The following is a 17128-nucleotide window of genomic DNA, read 5'->3' on the forward strand; positions in this document are numbered from 1 at the left end:
ATTACAACAAAGAAAGGACGGCGAAGGCTCTCATGGAAGCTGTTTCACCGATTAAACGGGCCGCGATAGACGGAGTTGAGCTGTATTACGAGCATTATGAAAATCCCGGCAGACAGACACTCGTCTGCGTACACGGTTTTTTATCTTCGGCATTCAGCTTCAGAAAACTGATCCCGCTGCTCAGAAACCATTATGATATTATCGCCGTTGACCTGCCTCCTTTCGGGCAATCGGAAAAGTCACGGACTTTCGTATATACTTACGCAAACCTCGCCAAGCTTCTGATCGGACTTCTGGAAAAGCTCGGTATCAGCCGGGCCGCACTCATCGGCCATTCAATGGGCGGCCAGATTTCCTTATCCGCGTCTCTTCTCAGACCCGAGCTTTTTTCTAAAATCGTCCTGCTGTGCAGCTCGGGGTATTTAAAGCGCTCGCACCCGTCGATTATATTCGGGACGCATCTGCCTTGTTTTGACCTGTATCTTAAGTATTGGCTTTCAAAAGACGGTGTGCTGAAAAACCTGTTAAATGTCGTTCACGACCGGACGCTTATCGATCAGGAAATGATTGACGGTTACGAAAAACCATTTACAGACCGCCAGATTTTCAAAGCGATGACAAGGTTCATCAGACACAGGGAGGGCGATTTAGAGCCCGAGGATTTGAAGAAAGTGCAAAACCCCGCTCTTTTAATATGGGGAGAAGAAGACCGGGTCGTTCCGGTCTCAGTCGGAAAACGGCTTCATGACGACCTGCCGGATTCCATTCTGTATTCACTCAAGGATACGGGACACCTCGTACCCGAAGAGCGCCCGGAGTTTGTTTCAGAGCGGATTTTTGAATTTATTCAATAAAAAAAAACCGGCGGAACCGCCGGTTTTTAAGGGGTGCAGGAGCTGCTTTCTTTTATGAACAAAAGCTGCTCGGCGGCCTTTTGGCAGCCTTCGATCGGAAGCTTTTGCTCAAATGAAGCTTCAAAGATATCCTGAATGGCTGCTGCCAGCTTGTCGGCACGGTCTTCACTGTAGACGGCCTGAACGATGTCGACGGCTTCTGTCTCATAAAAATCTTCTCCATATTTAAACGGGTCCCACTTGGCAATGATTTTCATCATTTCCATGACCGCTTGGCTTTCTTCCATTTTCATCACCGCTTATAATAAAGTTTGCAAATCTATTTTATCATAGATACGCTGTGCAAAATAATGATACTACAGGAGTGACATACATGAACTTTGATCTTCGAGAAAACCGTCTTGGCACACAATCGGTGAAATGGGACAAGGCGGAAGCGTTATTCGGCGTATCGGATGCACTTCCGATGTGGGTTGCCGATATGGATTTCCGCGCTCCCGAAGCTGTCACTGACGCCTTAAAAGCCCGCCTTGACCACGGCATATTCGGTTATACGTCTCCTGACGAAAACACAAGAGAAGCTGTCGCTTCATGGCTTGAGACACGGCACGGCTACCGGCCCGATCCCGCAAGCATCACGTTCAGTCCCGGAGTTGTCACGGCAATCAGCATGGCAGTACAAGCCTTTACCGAACCGGGCGATCAGGTGTTGATTCAATCACCGGTGTATACGCCTTTTTATCAGATGATCAAGGAAAACAAACGGCAGGTTTTACATAACCCATTACGGGAAGAAAACGGCGTCTACTGCATGGATTTTGAGGATCTTGAGAAAAAGCTGAACGATTCTGAGGTCAAGCTGATGATTCTTTGTAATCCCCACAATCCGTCCGGCAGAGCGTGGAGCCGGGATGAGCTTATGAAGCTCGGATCGCTGTGCGCCGCCCATAACGTCACCGTCGTTTCTGACGAGATACATTCCGACTTGATGCTGTACGGAAAGCCGCATACGCCTTTTGCTTCTCTGTCTGAGGAGTTTGCGCGGATTTCCGTTACTTGTGTCGCGCCGAGCAAGACGTTTAATATTGCCGGCATTCAGGCATCCGCCATTATCATTCCCGACCGTTATAAGCGGGCGAAATTCTCCGCCGCATTGCATCAGAACGGGATTTCCAGCCTCAACACATTTGCGGTTGCAGCAATCGAAGCGGCTTATACAAAGGGAGGCCCTTGGCTTGACGCGCTGATTCCTTACATTGAAGGGAATATGAAATTGGCTGAGGACTTTTTAAGAAAAGAATTGCCGAAAGTCCGCATGATGAAACCTGACGCTTCCTATTTGATCTGGATGGATTTCAGCGGATACGGATTTTCGGATGCCGAGCTCAAAGAAAGAATGCTCAAAAAAGGGAAAATCATATTAGAGCCGGGAACGAAATACGGACCGGGCGGCGAAGGATTTATGAGACTTAATGTCGGCTGTTCAGCCGCCGCCGTAAAAGAAGGGCTTGAGAGAATGAAAGCAGCGCTCGCTTAGCAGCGGAAAGAACGCCTTTATCAGACGAGATAAGGGCGTTCGCTTTAGAGAAATATATACTTTTTTTGCCGGTAAAGATGTTATAATAGATTCATATTTACATAGGAAAGGATTTCGCATAAATGGAGATTGTAAAGGATTACCTGCTTCACTTCTCTTTTATTTTATTCCCTATTTTTCTTTATCAAGTCTTCTGGCTCAGCAAGCCCGATTTGCTTGTACCGAGAGCGAACCGCCTGCTGGTCGCCGTATTTGCAGCGTCATCTTCATTATTATGTACGGCTTTTCCCATTCAGGAGCTTCATTCCGTCCGTTACGGTTTGCAGCTGATTCCCATTATCGTCTGCCTGCTTTATTCCGGTACCGCAGCAGGACTTGCCGCAGGGGCGGCATCCGTTTTTTTTCAGCTCATATGGTTTGAACCTTCCGCTCTTTTTTTCTTATCCTTAATTCCTTTTTTAATCATCATCCCTATCCAGCTCCAAACGAAATGGCCTTTTTTCTCAAAGCGGAAGAAACTGCTTTTCGCTCTTCTCATCGGCTGCACTGAAACCGCCTTATTAACCGCATCTGTCTTCATCTATTCCGCGACCAATATTTCCAATTTTCAAAATCTATCTTCCGTTTATTATGAGGCGGCAGTATCCGTTTTTTTTCAAGTCAGCGCCCTTTTGCTGTGCATTTATTTGATTGAGATCATCGATGAGAATGCGTCCATGCGGGCAAGGCTGATTCACTCAGAAAAAATGGCCGTCGTCAGCGAGCTTGCGGCAAGCGTCGCCCATGAAGTCCGCAATCCGCTTACGGTCGTCAGAGGTTTTGTGCAGCTGCTGTTCAGCGGCGAGCAGCTTCATGACAAATCCCACTCCGGATATCAGAAACTTGTGCTGTCCGAACTCGACCGGGCTCAGACGATCATTACGAATTATCTTGATATGGCGAAGCAGGATGACTATGAAAAAGAAAAGTTTGATATTTCTCTGCTCGTAAAGGAAACAGGTTCCTTAATGGAGTCTTATGCCAATTTTAAATCGGTGACCGTGACTGTTCAAAGCGAGCCTGATTTATATGTGTTCGGCGATGTAAAAAAACTGAAACAGGCCTTCATTAATCTGATTAAAAACAGTATTGAAGCCGTGCCCTCTGAAAACGGCCGAATCGAGGTCTCCGTCCAAAAACAGGAAGAGATGATTCTCATTCAGATTACGGATAACGGAATCGGCATGTCCGATGAAGAACTGCAGAAACTCGGCAAACCGTATTATACGCTGAAAACGAACGGCACCGGGCTCGGGCTTACCGTGACATTCTCGATTATTCAGCATCATGAAGGCTCCGTCTATTTCACCAGCGGCGAGTACTCGGGCACAACGGCTTCAGTCAGGCTTCCGGCAGCTGTTCACTAGCCAATCGCGTTGATCTTTTATAGAATAACTAGAGAGAGGTGAACGCTATGAATTCGTTTGAAATCGGCACAATCGTAAAAGGGTTTTATAAAACAGGAGCATACATAGGGGAAGTGACAGACGTCAGGCCCAATCACTATTTAGTGAAAATTAAAGCCGTTCTGACGCATCCCGCTCAAGGAGATCTTCATCATCCGAAGCAGGCGGATGTTCCGTTCTTTCATGAAAGAAGAGCGCTTGCATTCGGGGAACAGACAAACATACCGCATCAGATGGTCAAACCGTTTGATGGCGAAGTTCCTGATTATACGGCTTCCTTACAAGCGGCGTCTGCCCGGCTGAAAGATCAGCTTACAGCGGACGGCTCAGAATGGGCGGAACGTTCGCTCGCCAACTTGGCCGCGTTAGAGCGTGACTATTTTAAAAGAACTTGACCCAGTCGGCATGATTGGGTTTTTTTATGTGGCCCGGCGAAACAGTTCAGTCAGATCGACGCGATCACCGATCGTCGGAGGTTTCGGTTTTTCAAGATATTGTTTATCCCGCTCGACAAGCTTGAATAATTTGTATGTCGTCCGCGCATCATCCAGCGCTTTGTGATGTGTGCCCGTTCCTTTATCGCCATACTCTTCCGCCGCTTTCCAAAGGCCGGTCAATGTTCTGTCGCCGAAGAAGTTTTTGTATTCAAGGGACAGATCCCGAAGTTCTCCTTTGAACGGAAAAGGGATGTGGTTAAACATGCAATTTTGCTTTAACACTTTCATATCCATATTGCCCCAGGTGACGATCGTGCAGTTTTTATCAGGATCAAGCTCATTTAATTTGCGGATGAATTCATTAAACGTGATTCCGCCGTCCACGTCTTTTTGGGTGATGTTCAGAAAGGTTTTGCATCGTTTCGTCAGCTTTGGAAATTTTTTCGGTTTGATATAACTCGAAAACGTTTCAGTCACTTCATCATTCACCGTCTTGACAATCCCCGCTTCAATAATCTCGGGAAAGAAATTTTGCGGGCTGTATTTTCCGTCAGGCATCGTAAATTCAAAATCAATAATGAGCAGACTGCGCTGATCCACTTTTTTACACCTGCCTTTCCTCCGATCAAAAATGATATTTTATGATAGTATATCAGTTTCCCCTCTGAAACTTTCTTCATTTTCTAAAAATAATGAATTTTCCTATATCCGCATCGAAAATACAAATACCGGATTCATTCCTATATACTAATGATTAGACACACGAAAATTAAAGAAGGTGATGTTATTTCTGTCCGTAAGAAGAACTTCGTCGTCATTTGGATTACAAATTTCTTTATTTCCGCCAGCATGACCATGATTGTTCCGTTTCTTTCGTTATATATCGAAACGATCAGCCCCCATTCGGGCGGGTATGTGCAGAGATGGAGCGGGTATGTGTTCGGCGTCACGTTTTTAATGGCGTTTGTGATTTCCCCGTTTTGGGGCAGATTCGGCGATAAGCGCGGCTACAAAAAAATTCTCTTGATCACAGGCACCGGCATTGCCGTCAGCATTTTATTAATGGGGTTTGTGACATCGGTTTATCAGCTGTTTGTCCTGCGGCTGCTTATGGGCCTTGTAACAGGCTTTGTTCCGACATCGCTTGCCATGATTTCGGCGCAGACGCCGAAAGAGACTGCCGGGAAAACGCTCGGCACGCTGCAGATGGGTCAGGTGTCAGGCACTTTATTCGGACCGATGCTGGGCGGGCTGCTCGCTGACAGCTTCGGGTTTACGTACACATTTTTTATTACGTCTTTTGTTATTTTCGTATCCGTGCTTCTCGTTTTATTTCAGGTGAATGAGCAGCCGCTCGGCGAGAAACAAAACAAGCGGAAAACCTATTCCAGAAAACAGGTGCTCTCCTATATTTTTCACCAGCCCGCGCTTTGGGCGATGATGGTGCTTACCATGATCGTGCAGACCGGCAATTTCAGCATCCAGCCGCTGCTCGCTTTATATGTCAATGAGCTGCACGGACCTGTTAATTTAGCCTTTTTCTCCGGAATGGCGTTTTCAGCGACCGGACTCGGAAGCTTATTGCTTGCCCGGAAATGGGGGGACTTCGGCGACCGCTTCGGCCACAGCCGGATCTTAATCGTGCTTTTGATTGCATCAGCGGTGTTTTTTATTCCGCAGGCGCTCGCCTCCTCCCTCTCCATTCTGTTAGTCTTCAGATTTCTGTTCGGCATGGTCATGGGCGGCACGCTCCCCTGCATTACGGCCGCGATCCGCGTCAGGGCGCCGGGCAGCATCCAGGGAGAGGTGCTCGGCTATAACGTCAGCTTTCGTTTTCTCGGAAACGTGCTCGGCCCTCTGCTCGGAGGTGCGGTCTCAAGCGGTTTTTCTATTTCGGCTGCTTTCTACGTCACCGCCTTTCTCTTTTTAATAGGCGCGGGGCTTTTATGGATGGCGGGACATCTGCAAAAGGATACAGCGTCAAATGCGGGCTGACCGGCAGCGATCACGATTTCTTCTAAATTTAACCTTCTCGTATTCTTAAAAGAATGATACGATATGGCTAGAAATCAGGAGAAAAGAGAGTGACCATGGTACGTAAAATAATCGGATGGATTTTGCTGCTCGGCATTATCCCGTTGTGTGCATTTACAGTTATTGCTTCCGGCAAAGAGGTAAAACAAATCAAGCCTTTTGATCAGGTGCTCGATAAACATATTGACTTAAAAGCGATCAACCTGGTTCAAAACAGTTACATGTATGACAGGGACGGAAGCCTTGTTTCTGAGATTGTCAGCGATCATGAGAACCGCGTGATCGTGCCCTTTAATAAAATACCGAATGAGGTAAAACAGCTGTTTTTAACCTCTGAAGACCGCCATTTTTATGAGCATAAAGGGTTTGACTTTATGGGGATGGTCAGGGCGGCCGCCTCCAATTTCAAAGATCATAAAATTGACCAGGGCGCCAGCACCATCACCCAGCAGCTGGCAAGGAATGTGTATTTAAGCCATGAACGCACCTTCAGCCGAAAACTGACGGAGCTGGCCTATTCCTATCAGCTTGAGAAAAAATACAGCAAAGATGAGATTTTAGAAGGCTACTTAAATACGATTTATTTTAATAACGGTGTATACGGTGTCGGTTCGGCGGCACAATTTTATTTCAGCAAGCCGCTGAAATCTCTCACTTTGGGAGAGATGGCTTTTATCTGCGCCATCCCTAATAACCCTACATTATATGATCCTCTCAAGCATTTTGATTATACGAAAAAACGACAAGTCAGATTGCTTAACGGATTGAAAAAAGCAGGCGTTATATCCGGGAAACAGCTGAAAAAAGCCGAAAAGGAAAAGATCAAGCTTGATATAAACGAAAAAACAAATAAATATCCTGACTATGTTTCCTATGTAAATGATGAATTCACACAGCTTGTTTCCTCATCCGAAGGCTATGACAAACGTCTTGAAAAAGCTTCCGGAAAGGCGAAACAAAAAATACAGAGTGAGCTTTCCGACAGAGTCAGCACATTGTTAAAAGACGGCGTGAAGATTTATACGGCGCTGAATCCGTATATGCAAAACCAGGTCGTCGCTCAAGTGAATCAAAATCTTCCGTATGCAGGCGTCCAGGGCGGAGCGGCCGTGATTAATCATCAGACACATCAGATTATCGCGCTTTCAGGCGGGAAAGATTATCATAAATATGATTTCAACCGTGCCTATCAAGCATACAGACAGCCCGGTTCATCCATTAAGCCGCTGCTTGATTACGGACCTTACATTGAAAAGACCGGCGCAACGCCACACAGCAAGATTGACGCAAGCAAATTCTGCAGTGCGGATTACTGCCCGCAGAACTATAATAACCGCACGTACGGCACGGTTACATTGGAAACGGCGTTTAAATACTCGTACAACACACCGGCCATCAGAATCATGGACCGCGTCGGCGTTAATAAGGCGTTCAGCTACCTTGAACCGTTTCATTTCGCGAAGCTGGTCAGCGCGGATTACCGTCTGCCTGCGGCGCTGGGCGGTTTTACAAACGGCATGACGCCGCTTGAAATGACCAATGCGTACACCACGTTCGGCAACAACGGCGTTTATACGCCGAGTCACGCGATTACAAAAGTGACTGATTTAAAAGGAAAAACGATATTAAAATGGAAAGATGAGCCGGCGCAGGTATTCAGCGTGCGGACCAACATGCAGATCAAAGAAATGATGAAAGCCGTCGTCAAAAGCGGAACAGGAAAGAAAGCGAACTTTAAAGCTCCGTACGTCGGCGGAAAATCAGGAACGTCAAATGACTATCACGATATGTGGTTTGTCGGCCTGACGGATGCTTATACGATGGGGGTATGGGTCGGCAAGGATACACCGTCAAGCGTCGAATACCTTCATGACGCAAGCCCTCAGCTTTCGATCTGGAAAAACACGCTGCAGGCAGCTTATTAAAGATAACGGAGGGGATCCGCTTTGAAACCAGCTCAGCTTCCGGACCGCGTGCTTTTGTTTGACGGCGTCTGCAACTTATGCAGCGGCGCCGTTCAATTCATCATTAAACGCGATCCGGCCGGCAAAATCTCATTTGCTTCATTGCAATCAGATACCGCCCGGGAGCTTTTGGCATCAGAAGGACTTCCGACAGAACAATTTGACAGCATGATTTTCATCGAAAACGGGCGGATATACAAAAAATCCGCAGCCGTGTTAAAGGTTTCCCGTCATCTCCGCGGAGCCTGGCGGCTGTCAGCAATTTTTTTCGCAGTGCCCCGCCCCCTCAGGGACAGAGCCTATTCTTTCATCGCCCGGCGCCGTTACAAATGGTTCGGAAAAAGGGAAGCATGCATGCTCCCCTCCCCTGAGATCAAAAACAGATTTTTGTCTTAACAAAAATGGCTAGCTTACACAGGTAAGCTAGCCATTATGCTATTATAAAGCTTAATAAAGATGTACAAAATACCGATAACAAAAGTAAACCAAAACAGAATCTCAAGCAATATAAAACCGATCAGCGAAACAATCGAGAGTGTAGAATAGATTCTGTACACCATGAAAATCAAATAAACGAGCGTAACAACGGCAAATAACGCCGCAATCCAAAAACCATTCTGCACGAGCGCAAAGGAAAGAATTCCTCCGCCTACATAAATTAAAGAGCCTAATCTGATTTTTTTCAGATTGTCCCCTTCAGGGTCATTTGTGAAAAACAAAAGAGACAGCTCTGTCACTGTGTTTGCAATCAGCTTCAAAGCCGAAAAAAGCATAAAATACACAAGGGCGAACGCTGCAAAAAGCGCCAGTCTGATCCCTTTCTCAGAGAAATAATCCAGCATCCCCTGATACATGCCGAGCGTCTGAAGTATCTTCATGACATAAAGCGAGGTAGAAATGGATAATGACGAACTAAAAAGCAGAATCGCAACGAGCGGAAAATAACCCGTCCAATAAGTATTTTTCATATAAAAAGTCCCTTTCTGTAATCTACCTCACTTATTATGGAGGACTTAAAACACATTGACAAGATAAAAAATTCCATTTTTCCTCACTTTTACGAAATAAGGGCCTGATCTTCACAAACAGGCTTTTTCGGAGTAAAGTAGAACGCGGGAATGATAAACGTAAGGAAGGCTGTTATGAAAAAAACATTAAAATTGCAAACCCGATTAACGATATTCGTCTGTATTGTCGTCCTTATCGCACTTTGTATCACCTTTTTCACGATCAGCGTCCAGACCGCGGACCGCGTGAAAGAAGAAGAACGGACAACCGCGCTGCGCACCGCAAAGCTGGTCGCGGAAACACCGAGTGTCGCGCAGGCATTGCAAACAAGAAAAGGGCTGAAAGAGCTCCGGAATTATACACTGGATGTCCAGCATACGACAGGAACCGAATTTGTCGTGGTGATGGATATGAACAGCATCCGCCTCACCCACCCCGACGCAAATAAAATCGGGAAGAAATTCACCGGCGGAGACGAACAGCCGGCAATGCACGGCCATATCAAAACGAGCACATCAGCGGGCACTCTCGGAAAATCCATGAGAGCCTTCGTACCGATCTATGGAAAAGATAAAAAACAAGTGGGCGTCGTTTCGGTCGGAATTTCGCTTAACAAAATACAGGATGTCGTCAGCCACAGTTTGAGACCGCTTTATTTCATCATCTGCGTAAGTATTTTTGTCGGCGTCATCGGAGCCGTGATTGTCGCCCGCACCGTCAAAAACATTATGTACGGTCTTGAGCCTTATGAAATCGCCACCCTCCTGGAAGAGCGGAGCGCCATGCTCGAATCAACGAAGGAAGGCATCCTGGCGGTTGACGCGCGGGGAAAAATTAAGCTCGCCAATGCAGAGGCGAAACGGCTTTTTATTAAAATGGGTATTCCGACTAATCCGGTCGATCAAGATGTGAACGATATTCTCCCGAAAAGCCGGCTGAAACAGGTGATTGACACGAAAAAACCGCTTCAGGACAGGGATATCCGCATTAACGGACTTGAGCTGGTCTTTAATGAAGTTCCGATTCATCTGAAAGGACAAACCGTCGGAGCGATCGCCACGTTCAGGGACAAAACGGAGGTCAAACATTTAGCAGAACAGCTGTCCGGTGTTAAAATGTATGCAAACGCATTAAGAGCCCAGTCTCATGAATTCATGAATAAGCTTCATGTCATTTTAGGGCTTGTCCAGTTAAAAGAATACGATGATCTCGGCACTTACATTAAAGACATTGCCATTCAGCAGAAGACGGAAACAAGCGAGATTATAAGTGATGTCAAAAGTCCGGTTCTCGCAGGGTTTCTTCTGGGAAAACAAAGCTACATACGAGAGCAGGGCGCTGATCTGGACATTCAGCTCGGCAGCCTGATTCCGAATGCGGCGGATCCGGCCGTCATCCATGAGCTCATTACGATTATCGGAAACCTGTTAAACAACGCGCTCGACGCGGTGGCGCAGATGCCGAAAAAAAACATTACGTGCTCGATGCGGTTTCAGGATCGCCAGCTTGATATAGAGATTACGGACACGGGAGCCGGCATGTCTGCGGCAGACCAAGCCCGTATTTTTGAACAAGGTTATTCCACGAAAGGGACAAACCGGGGGTTCGGCCTCTATTTCACCCAGCAGGCAACAGAAAATTTAAAAGGCCATATGATTGTGACAAGTGAAAAGAATGAAGGAACGACTTTCAGTCTTCGCATTCCGTATGAACCGAAGGAGGAAAATGATGATTAATGTACTCATAGTTGAAGACGACCCCATGGTGGGTGAATTAAATAAACGCTATCTCAGCCAGATTGAAGGATTTCAGCTGAAAGGGATCGCATCATCCTTTCAAAGCGCGCTGCACGTGCTGAGCGAGCATCATATCGATCTCATCCTTCTTGACATTTACATGCCGGGAAAAAACGGGCTTGAGCTTTTAACGGAAATCCGCAAGCAGAATGAATCGGTTGATGTCATCGTCATTTCGGCCGCAAGCGAGCTGGACGTCATTAAAAAAACGCTTCGGTACGGCGCCGTCGATTATTTAATCAAACCATTTGAATTTGACCGCTTTCAAACCGCTCTTTCCGACTACAGACGCAAGCAGAAAGTTTATCAATCACACAGAAGCATGACACAGAAAGAATTGGATGCCGAGCTTTTTCAAAAGAAAGAAGCGGCGGAAAAGGTTCACCTTCCGAAGGGATTGACAAAGAGCACGCTTAAACTCATCTGGGCGAGCATTGAGTCTTTCGGCGACGGCTCTTTTACCACGGAAGATCTCGCCAAGCATACTGAAATCTCGCAAGTCTCCATCCGGAAATACCTTAAATTTCTGGAAGACATACAAGTGCTGAATGTAGAGATGGCGTACGGCACGATCGGCAGACCCGTCTTTCAATATCATATCAACACCGGCAATGTCAGCAGCATCAAACAATATTTATAATGTCAAAAAGCGCCGTTTCGCTGTGAACGGTGCTTTTTTACTGTCATATCCCGTGACAAAAGGCTTGAGATTCCTTTTTGATATGCTATATAAGGATAATGACCCGGCTGATCCTCCTCTGTTTTAACCAGATGAGGAAGGCGATTCATAAAATTGATATTTTTTAAAAAATAAGCAAATTTCTATTTATTTATGGCGGGTAAAATGATAAATTATGATTGGTTAGCAGATCTTTTCAGATAAGTCATAAGTCCCGAACCCGGAAGAGACAGCCGCTCAAGGCGGGAAAAAAAGAGACGTCTCATCATTATTATCAGAAAGTTTTTTCGATTCTGCATCCGGCACGGGGACTCAAGTCTGAATTGAACGGCACAGCCATATTTTACAGGGGGGTTATATCTTTGAAAAAACGCAAAATCGGAATGGCGATGGCGCTCATCGCAGCGGCCGGAACCATATTAAGCGCATGCGGTTCAAGTGACAAAGCAAACGGCTCCGGCAGCAAAAACTTTACCGTCGGCATGGTAACGGATATCGGCGGTGTTGATGACAAATCATTTAACCAGTCCGCCTGGGAAGGCATCCAGGCATTCGGAAAAGACAACGGGCTTACAAAAGGCAAAAGCGGTTTTGACTATCTTCAATCAAAATCAGATGCAGATTATACAACGAACTTAAATAAATTAGCGCGGGAACACTTTGACCTGATTTACGGCGTCGGGTATCTGATGCAGGATTCCATCAGCGAAATCGCCGATCAGCGCAAAGACACAAATTTTGCGATCATTGATGCCGTTGTCAAAAAAGACAACGTGGCGAGCCTTACATTTAAAGAGCAGGAAGGCTCATTCCTCGTGGGAGCGGCCGCTGCGCTATCGAGCAAAACGGGAAAAGTCGGATTCGTGGGCGGAATGGAGTCTGAATTGATCAAAAAATTCGAAATCGGCTTCCGCGCGGGTGTACAAGCCGCAAATCCGAAAGCGACCGTCGAAGTGAAATATGCGGGCGGGTTTGACAAAGCCGATGTCGGCAAGGCGACGGCTGAAAGCATGTACAAATCAGGCGTTGACGTCATTTATCACGCGGCCGGCGCAACGGGAACGGGCGTCTTCACAGAAGCGAAAAATCTGAAAAAAGAAGATCCGAAGCGGAACGTATGGGTTATCGGTGTTGATAAAGACCAGTACGCGGAAGGCCAAGTCAAAGGCACAAAAGACAATGTCACTCTCACATCAATGGTCAAAAAAGTGGATACTGCCGTGGAGGACTTAACGAAAAAAGCGAGTGACGGTAAATTCCCGGGCGGCAAAACATTAACATACGGTTTGGCGCAAGATGCAGTCGGCATCTCGGATCATAAGGAGAACCTTTCTGACGATGTCATCAAAGCAACAGACGATTGGAAGAAGAAAATCGCGGACGGACTCGAGATCCCTTCAACTGAAAAAGAATTGAAATCCTTCAAGGCTGAGTAAGAACCAGGGGATAAGGAGACTTCCGTGCTTATCCCCTCTCTTTTTTGAAAAGAGCGGTGAAGGAAAAGCTGCATCTCTTGCAGCTTTTCTTTTGCCAAGCTCTTTCTCATCAAAGTATCTCTGAAAAGGAGCGACAAATCGGTGGATTATATCATTGAAATGCTTAATATACGCAAGGAATTTCCCGGAATCGTCGCCAATGATGACGTCACGCTTCAAGTGAAAAAAGGCGAAATACACGCCCTTCTCGGTGAAAACGGCGCCGGAAAATCGACACTCATGAACGTTTTATTCGGCCTGTATCAGCCGGAAAAAGGCGAGATCCGGGTGCGTGGCGAACGCGTTCACATCAACAGCCCGAACAAAGCCAACGATCTCGGCATCGGGATGGTACACCAGCATTTTATGCTTGTGGATACCTTCACCGTCTCAGAAAATATCATTCTCGGAAAAGAGCCGAAAACTTTCGGCCGAATTGACAGACAGCGCGCCGCCCGGGACGTGCGTGATATTTCCGACCGTTACGGCCTGCACATTGATCCTGAAGCCAAAGTTGCCGATATCTCCGTCGGTATGCAGCAGCGGGCGGAAATATTAAAGACCCTCTACCGGGGCGCCGACATTCTCATTTTTGACGAGCCGACCGCGGTGCTGACTCCGCACGAAATTCAAGAACTGATTCAGATTATGAAAAATCTTGTCAATGTAGGAAAATCAATTATCCTCATCACCCACAAATTAAAAGAGATTATGGAAGTCTGCGACCGTGTCACCATCATCCGGAAAGGAAAAGGCATTACAACACTTGATGTCGCACATACGGATCAAGATGAACTGGCAAGCCTTATGGTCGGACGCGAAGTGTCATTCAAGACGGATAAACAGCCGGCTGAACCGAAACAAGAAGTGCTTTCGCTTTCTGATGTAACGGTGAAAGACGCGCGCGGCGTTGAGGCGGTCAAACAGCTCTCCCTCTCTGTCAGAGCCGGTGAAATCGTCGGCATTGCGGGCGTTGACGGAAACGGCCAGTCTGAATTAATTGAAGCCATTACAGGTCTCAGAAAAACAAATGCCGGCACGATTACGTTAAACGGCAAACAGCTGCAAAATATGCCGCCCAGGAAAGTCACTGAATCCGGCATCGGGCATATTCCGCAGGACAGGCATAAACACGGGCTCGTCCTTGATTTTCCGATCGGAGAAAATATCGTGCTGCAAAGTTATTACCAAAAGCCCTACTCTTCTTTCGGCATATTAAATAAACACACGATTTATGACAAAGCGCGAAGCCTGATTGAAGAATACGATGTCAGAACACCTGATGAATATACGCCTGCGCGCGCTCTCTCCGGGGGGAATCAGCAAAAGGCCATTATCGGCCGGGAAGTGGACAGAAATCCGGATCTTTTAATTGCGGCCCAGCCGACGCGGGGACTCGATGTCGGCGCGATTGAATTCGTCCATAAAAAGCTCATTGAGCAGCGTGACGCCGGTAAAGCGGTGCTTCTGTTATCTTTTGAACTTGATGAAATAATGAATCTCAGCGATCGCATCGCCGTCATCTTTGAAGGCAGCATCATCGCAAACGTCAATCCGCTTGAAACAAACGAGCAGGAGCTCGGACTTTTAATGGCGGGTAGTAAGCAAATGGAGGCGGGGAAAACACATGATTAATCGACTTTCTCATCTGGCTGTGCCGCTGATTGCGATCATCCTTGGATTAGCTGCGGGTGCGGTCATCATGCTCGCCAGCGGCTACAATGTCGTAAGCGGGTATTCGGCTCTTTGGAGCGGCATTTTCGGTGAAGTGTATTACATCGGGGAATCGATCCGGCAGATTACGCCATATATTTTGTCCGGATTGGCCGTGGCATTCGCATTTCGGACCGGCCTTTTTAATATCGGGGTTGAAGGACAGCTCCTTGTCGGCTGGACCGCCGCGGTGTGGGTCGGCGCTTCCTTTGACGCCCCCGCTTACATCCACCTTCCGCTTTCATTATTGGCGGCTGCGGCTGCGGGCGGCATTTGGGGCCTGATTCCCGGATTTTTAAAAGCCCGTTTTTTTGTCCACGAAGTGATTGTCACGATCATGATGAATTATATCGCTCTTCATTTAACCAATTATCTCATTTCCGATGTCATGACGGACCACCGGGACAAAACAGACAAAATTCATGAAAGCGCGTCGCTCCGCTCCCCGTTTTTAGAGCAGCTGACAGATTACTCCCGCCTTCATTGGGGCATTCTGATCGCTCTGTTTGCGGCAGTCCTCATGTGGTTTATCATTCATAAAACAAAAAGCGGATTTGAATTCCGGGCTGTCGGCTTTAACCAGCACGCCGCACAATACGCCGGAATGAGCGTCAGAAAAAATATGATGTACGCCATGATGATTTCCGGCGCCTTCGCAGGGCTTGCCGGCGCGATGGAAGGACTCGGAACCTTTCAATATGCGGCGGTTAAGGGCGCCTTTACCGGCGTCGGCTTCGACGGCATTGCGGTTGCGCTTCTCGGCGGCAGCACGGCAATCGGCGTTGTTCTGGCGGCATGTCTTCTCGGCGGCCTTAAAGTCGGGGCATTAAATATGCCGATTGAATCCGGGGTGCCTTCTGAAGTCGTTGACATCGTCATCGCCATTATTATTTTGTTTGTGGCATCAAGCTACGCCATCCGTCTCATCCTTGATAAATTGAAGAAAAAGGGGGCGAAGTAAGTGGACTTCCTGCAGATTTTATCCATTATTGTCCCGGCAACACTCGTATATGCGGCTCCGCTTATTTTAACCGCTCTCGGCGGCGTGTTTTCTGAAAGATCGGGAGTTGTCAACATCGGTCTTGAAGGACTGATGATTATCGGCGCCTTTACAAGCGTCATGTTCAACTTATTTTTCGGACGCGAGCTTGGCGCCGCCGCTCCGTGGCTCGCTCTGGCTGCGGCTATGATTGCCGGCGGTCTGTTCTCACTGATCCACGCGGCTGCCGCGGTTTCTTTCCGCGCCGATCAGACGGTAACCGGTGTGGCGATCAATATGCTCGCGTTAGGAGCGACACTGTTTATCGTCAAGCTGATTTACGGAAAGGCGCAGACTGATAAAATCCCGGAGCCCTTTTACAAAACGAACATTCCCGGGTTAAGCGATATTCCGGTTTTAGGAAAGATTTTCTTTTCAGACGTATATTATACGTCGATTTTAGCCATCGTACTGGCCTTTGTTTCCTGGTTTATTTTATTCAAAACGCCGTTCGGCCTTCGCATCCGTTCTGTCGGGGAACATCCGATGGCGGCCGATACGATGGGAATCAACGTGTTCGGCATGCGCTATATCGGCGTCATGATCAGCGGGCTGTTCGGCGGGCTCGGCGGCGGTGTGTATGCTTCCACGATCGCGCTTGATTTCACGCACTCCACCATTTCCGGACAAGGCTTTATCGCTCTCGCCGCGCTGGTTTTCGGCAAATGGCATCCGATCGGCGCGCTCGGGGCTGCGCTGTTCTTCGGGTTTGCGCAGAGTTTGAGCATTATCGGCTCGCTTTTGCCCCTGTTCAAAGACATTCCGAATGTATACATGCTGATGGCTCCTTACATTCTGACCATTCTCGCGCTTGCCGGCTTCATCGGCCGCGCGGATGCGCCTAAAGCCAACGGCATCCCTTATATTAAAGGAAAACGCTGATTGCCACACAAAAAGAGTTCCGCACCCTGGTGCCGGAACTCTTTTCATCTATATACGATTCTGATATACTCACGCGGCTGAAACGGCGTTTGCATTGATTCAGCCGCACTCAGCTTGTCTTCTGCGTATTCCGCACCGAGAAAAAAACGCTCCCAATCATCTGCCTCCGTCTGCTGCCGCGTTTTGCAGAAATCATCTGCTATGAATGTTCCTGCAATAATAGAACAAAATATTCCAATACAAGCCGCCGCCTTTCTCTTCATCT

General features: G+C 47.4%; 17 protein-coding genes. 13 read left to right on the forward strand and 4 right to left on the reverse strand.

All coding sequences use genetic code 11. The features are described 5' to 3' along the window. The first annotated feature begins 32 nt into the window (after positions 1-32). Complete coding sequence (locus OTK50_RS10285; protein ID WP_003152096.1) at positions 33-854, forward strand: alpha/beta fold hydrolase; 822 nt, start codon at positions 33-35, stop codon at positions 852-854. A 26-nt stretch (positions 855-880) separates the two neighbouring features. Here the strand turns inward: OTK50_RS10285 and OTK50_RS10290 are convergent, their stop codons facing one another. Further along, complete coding sequence (locus OTK50_RS10290; RefSeq protein WP_003152094.1) at positions 881-1141, reverse strand: DUF1871 family protein; 261 nt, start codon at positions 1139-1141, stop codon at positions 881-883. A gap of 86 nt (positions 1142-1227) precedes the next feature. Between OTK50_RS10290 and OTK50_RS10295 the strand changes: the two genes are divergently transcribed. The 3 genes from OTK50_RS10295 (at position 1228) to OTK50_RS10305 (ending at position 4231) form a co-directional block, all read left to right on the forward strand. Next, on the forward strand, positions 1228-2391 hold the full coding sequence (locus OTK50_RS10295) for a MalY/PatB family protein (protein WP_266121865.1): 1164 nt from the start codon (positions 1228-1230) through the stop codon (positions 2389-2391). Positions 2392-2513: 122 nt separating this feature from the next. Next, positions 2514-3797: a sensor histidine kinase gene (locus OTK50_RS10300; RefSeq protein WP_266121866.1), complete on the forward strand. Its 1284-nt coding sequence runs from the start codon at positions 2514-2516 to the stop codon at positions 3795-3797. A gap of 47 nt (positions 3798-3844) precedes the next feature. Continuing rightward, positions 3845-4231: a kinase-associated lipoprotein B gene (locus tag OTK50_RS10305; protein ID WP_003152087.1), complete on the forward strand. Its 387-nt coding sequence runs from the start codon at positions 3845-3847 to the stop codon at positions 4229-4231. Positions 4232-4255: 24 nt separating this feature from the next. Here OTK50_RS10305 and kapD read toward each other — a convergent pair whose 3' ends face one another. Then, positions 4256-4873, reverse strand: coding sequence for a 3'-5' exonuclease KapD (gene kapD / locus OTK50_RS10310; RefSeq protein WP_003152084.1), 618 nt, complete (start codon positions 4871-4873; stop codon positions 4256-4258). 150 nt (positions 4874-5023) lie between these two features. On the opposite strand from kapD, the gene OTK50_RS10315 reads away from it, so the two are divergent. The 3 genes from OTK50_RS10315 (at position 5024) to OTK50_RS10325 (ending at position 8667) form a co-directional block, all read left to right on the forward strand. Further along, complete coding sequence (locus OTK50_RS10315; RefSeq protein WP_032862488.1) at positions 5024-6268, forward strand: multidrug efflux MFS transporter; 1245 nt, start codon at positions 5024-5026, stop codon at positions 6266-6268. Positions 6269-6357: 89 nt separating this feature from the next. Next, positions 6358-8232 carry a transglycosylase domain-containing protein gene (locus tag OTK50_RS10320; RefSeq protein WP_014305709.1) on the forward strand — a complete coding sequence of 625 codons (1875 nt, stop codon included), beginning with the start codon at positions 6358-6360 and terminating at the stop codon, positions 8230-8232. 21 nt (positions 8233-8253) lie between these two features. Next, entirely contained in the window at positions 8254-8667 is a 414-nt protein-coding gene (locus OTK50_RS10325) for a thiol-disulfide oxidoreductase DCC family protein (protein ID WP_003152080.1), read from the forward strand. A gap of 14 nt (positions 8668-8681) precedes the next feature. On the opposite strand, the gene OTK50_RS10330 is transcribed toward OTK50_RS10325, so the two are convergent. Continuing rightward, entirely contained in the window at positions 8682-9239 is a 558-nt protein-coding gene (locus tag OTK50_RS10330) for a YufK family protein (RefSeq protein ID WP_007408662.1), read from the reverse strand. A 174-nt stretch (positions 9240-9413) separates the two neighbouring features. On the opposite strand from OTK50_RS10330, the gene malK reads away from it, so the two are divergent. From malK to nupQ, 6 genes are all read left to right on the forward strand, one after another. Beyond that, positions 9414-11015 (forward strand): malate sensor histidine kinase MalK, encoded by a 1602-nt coding sequence (malK, locus tag OTK50_RS10335; RefSeq protein ID WP_077722762.1) that lies wholly within the window; start codon positions 9414-9416, stop codon positions 11013-11015. Next, positions 11008-11715 carry a response regulator gene (locus tag OTK50_RS10340; RefSeq protein WP_003152077.1) on the forward strand — a complete coding sequence of 236 codons (708 nt, stop codon included), beginning with the start codon at positions 11008-11010 and terminating at the stop codon, positions 11713-11715. The genes malK and OTK50_RS10340 overlap by 8 nt, the downstream gene beginning before the upstream one ends. A gap of 401 nt (positions 11716-12116) precedes the next feature. Beyond that, entirely contained in the window at positions 12117-13190 is a 1074-nt protein-coding gene (locus OTK50_RS10345) for a BMP family lipoprotein (protein WP_007408665.1), read from the forward strand. 141 nt (positions 13191-13331) lie between these two features. Beyond that, positions 13332-14864, forward strand: a complete 1533-nt coding sequence (locus tag OTK50_RS10350) for an ABC transporter ATP-binding protein (protein ID WP_266121867.1) — start codon at positions 13332-13334, stop codon at positions 14862-14864. Beyond that, positions 14857-15903 carry an ABC transporter permease gene (locus OTK50_RS10355; protein ID WP_012118308.1) on the forward strand — a complete coding sequence of 349 codons (1047 nt, stop codon included), beginning with the start codon at positions 14857-14859 and terminating at the stop codon, positions 15901-15903. The genes OTK50_RS10350 and OTK50_RS10355 overlap by 8 nt, the downstream gene beginning before the upstream one ends. Further along, the gene (nupQ, locus tag OTK50_RS10360) at positions 15904-16863 is read left to right on the forward strand and encodes a guanosine ABC transporter permease NupQ (RefSeq protein ID WP_003152071.1); all 960 of its coding nucleotides are present in this window, start codon (positions 15904-15906) and stop codon (positions 16861-16863) included. Between the two features lie 44 nt (positions 16864-16907). On the opposite strand, the gene OTK50_RS10365 is transcribed toward nupQ, so the two are convergent. Further along, positions 16908-17126: a hypothetical protein gene (locus OTK50_RS10365; protein WP_070082282.1), complete on the reverse strand. Its 219-nt coding sequence runs from the start codon at positions 17124-17126 to the stop codon at positions 16908-16910. Positions 17127-17128 lie beyond the last annotated feature (2 nt).

It is taken from the genome of Bacillus sp. NEAU-CP5, assembly GCF_026420705.1.
GTDB classification, from domain to species: domain Bacteria; phylum Bacillota; class Bacilli; order Bacillales; family Bacillaceae; genus Bacillus; species Bacillus velezensis.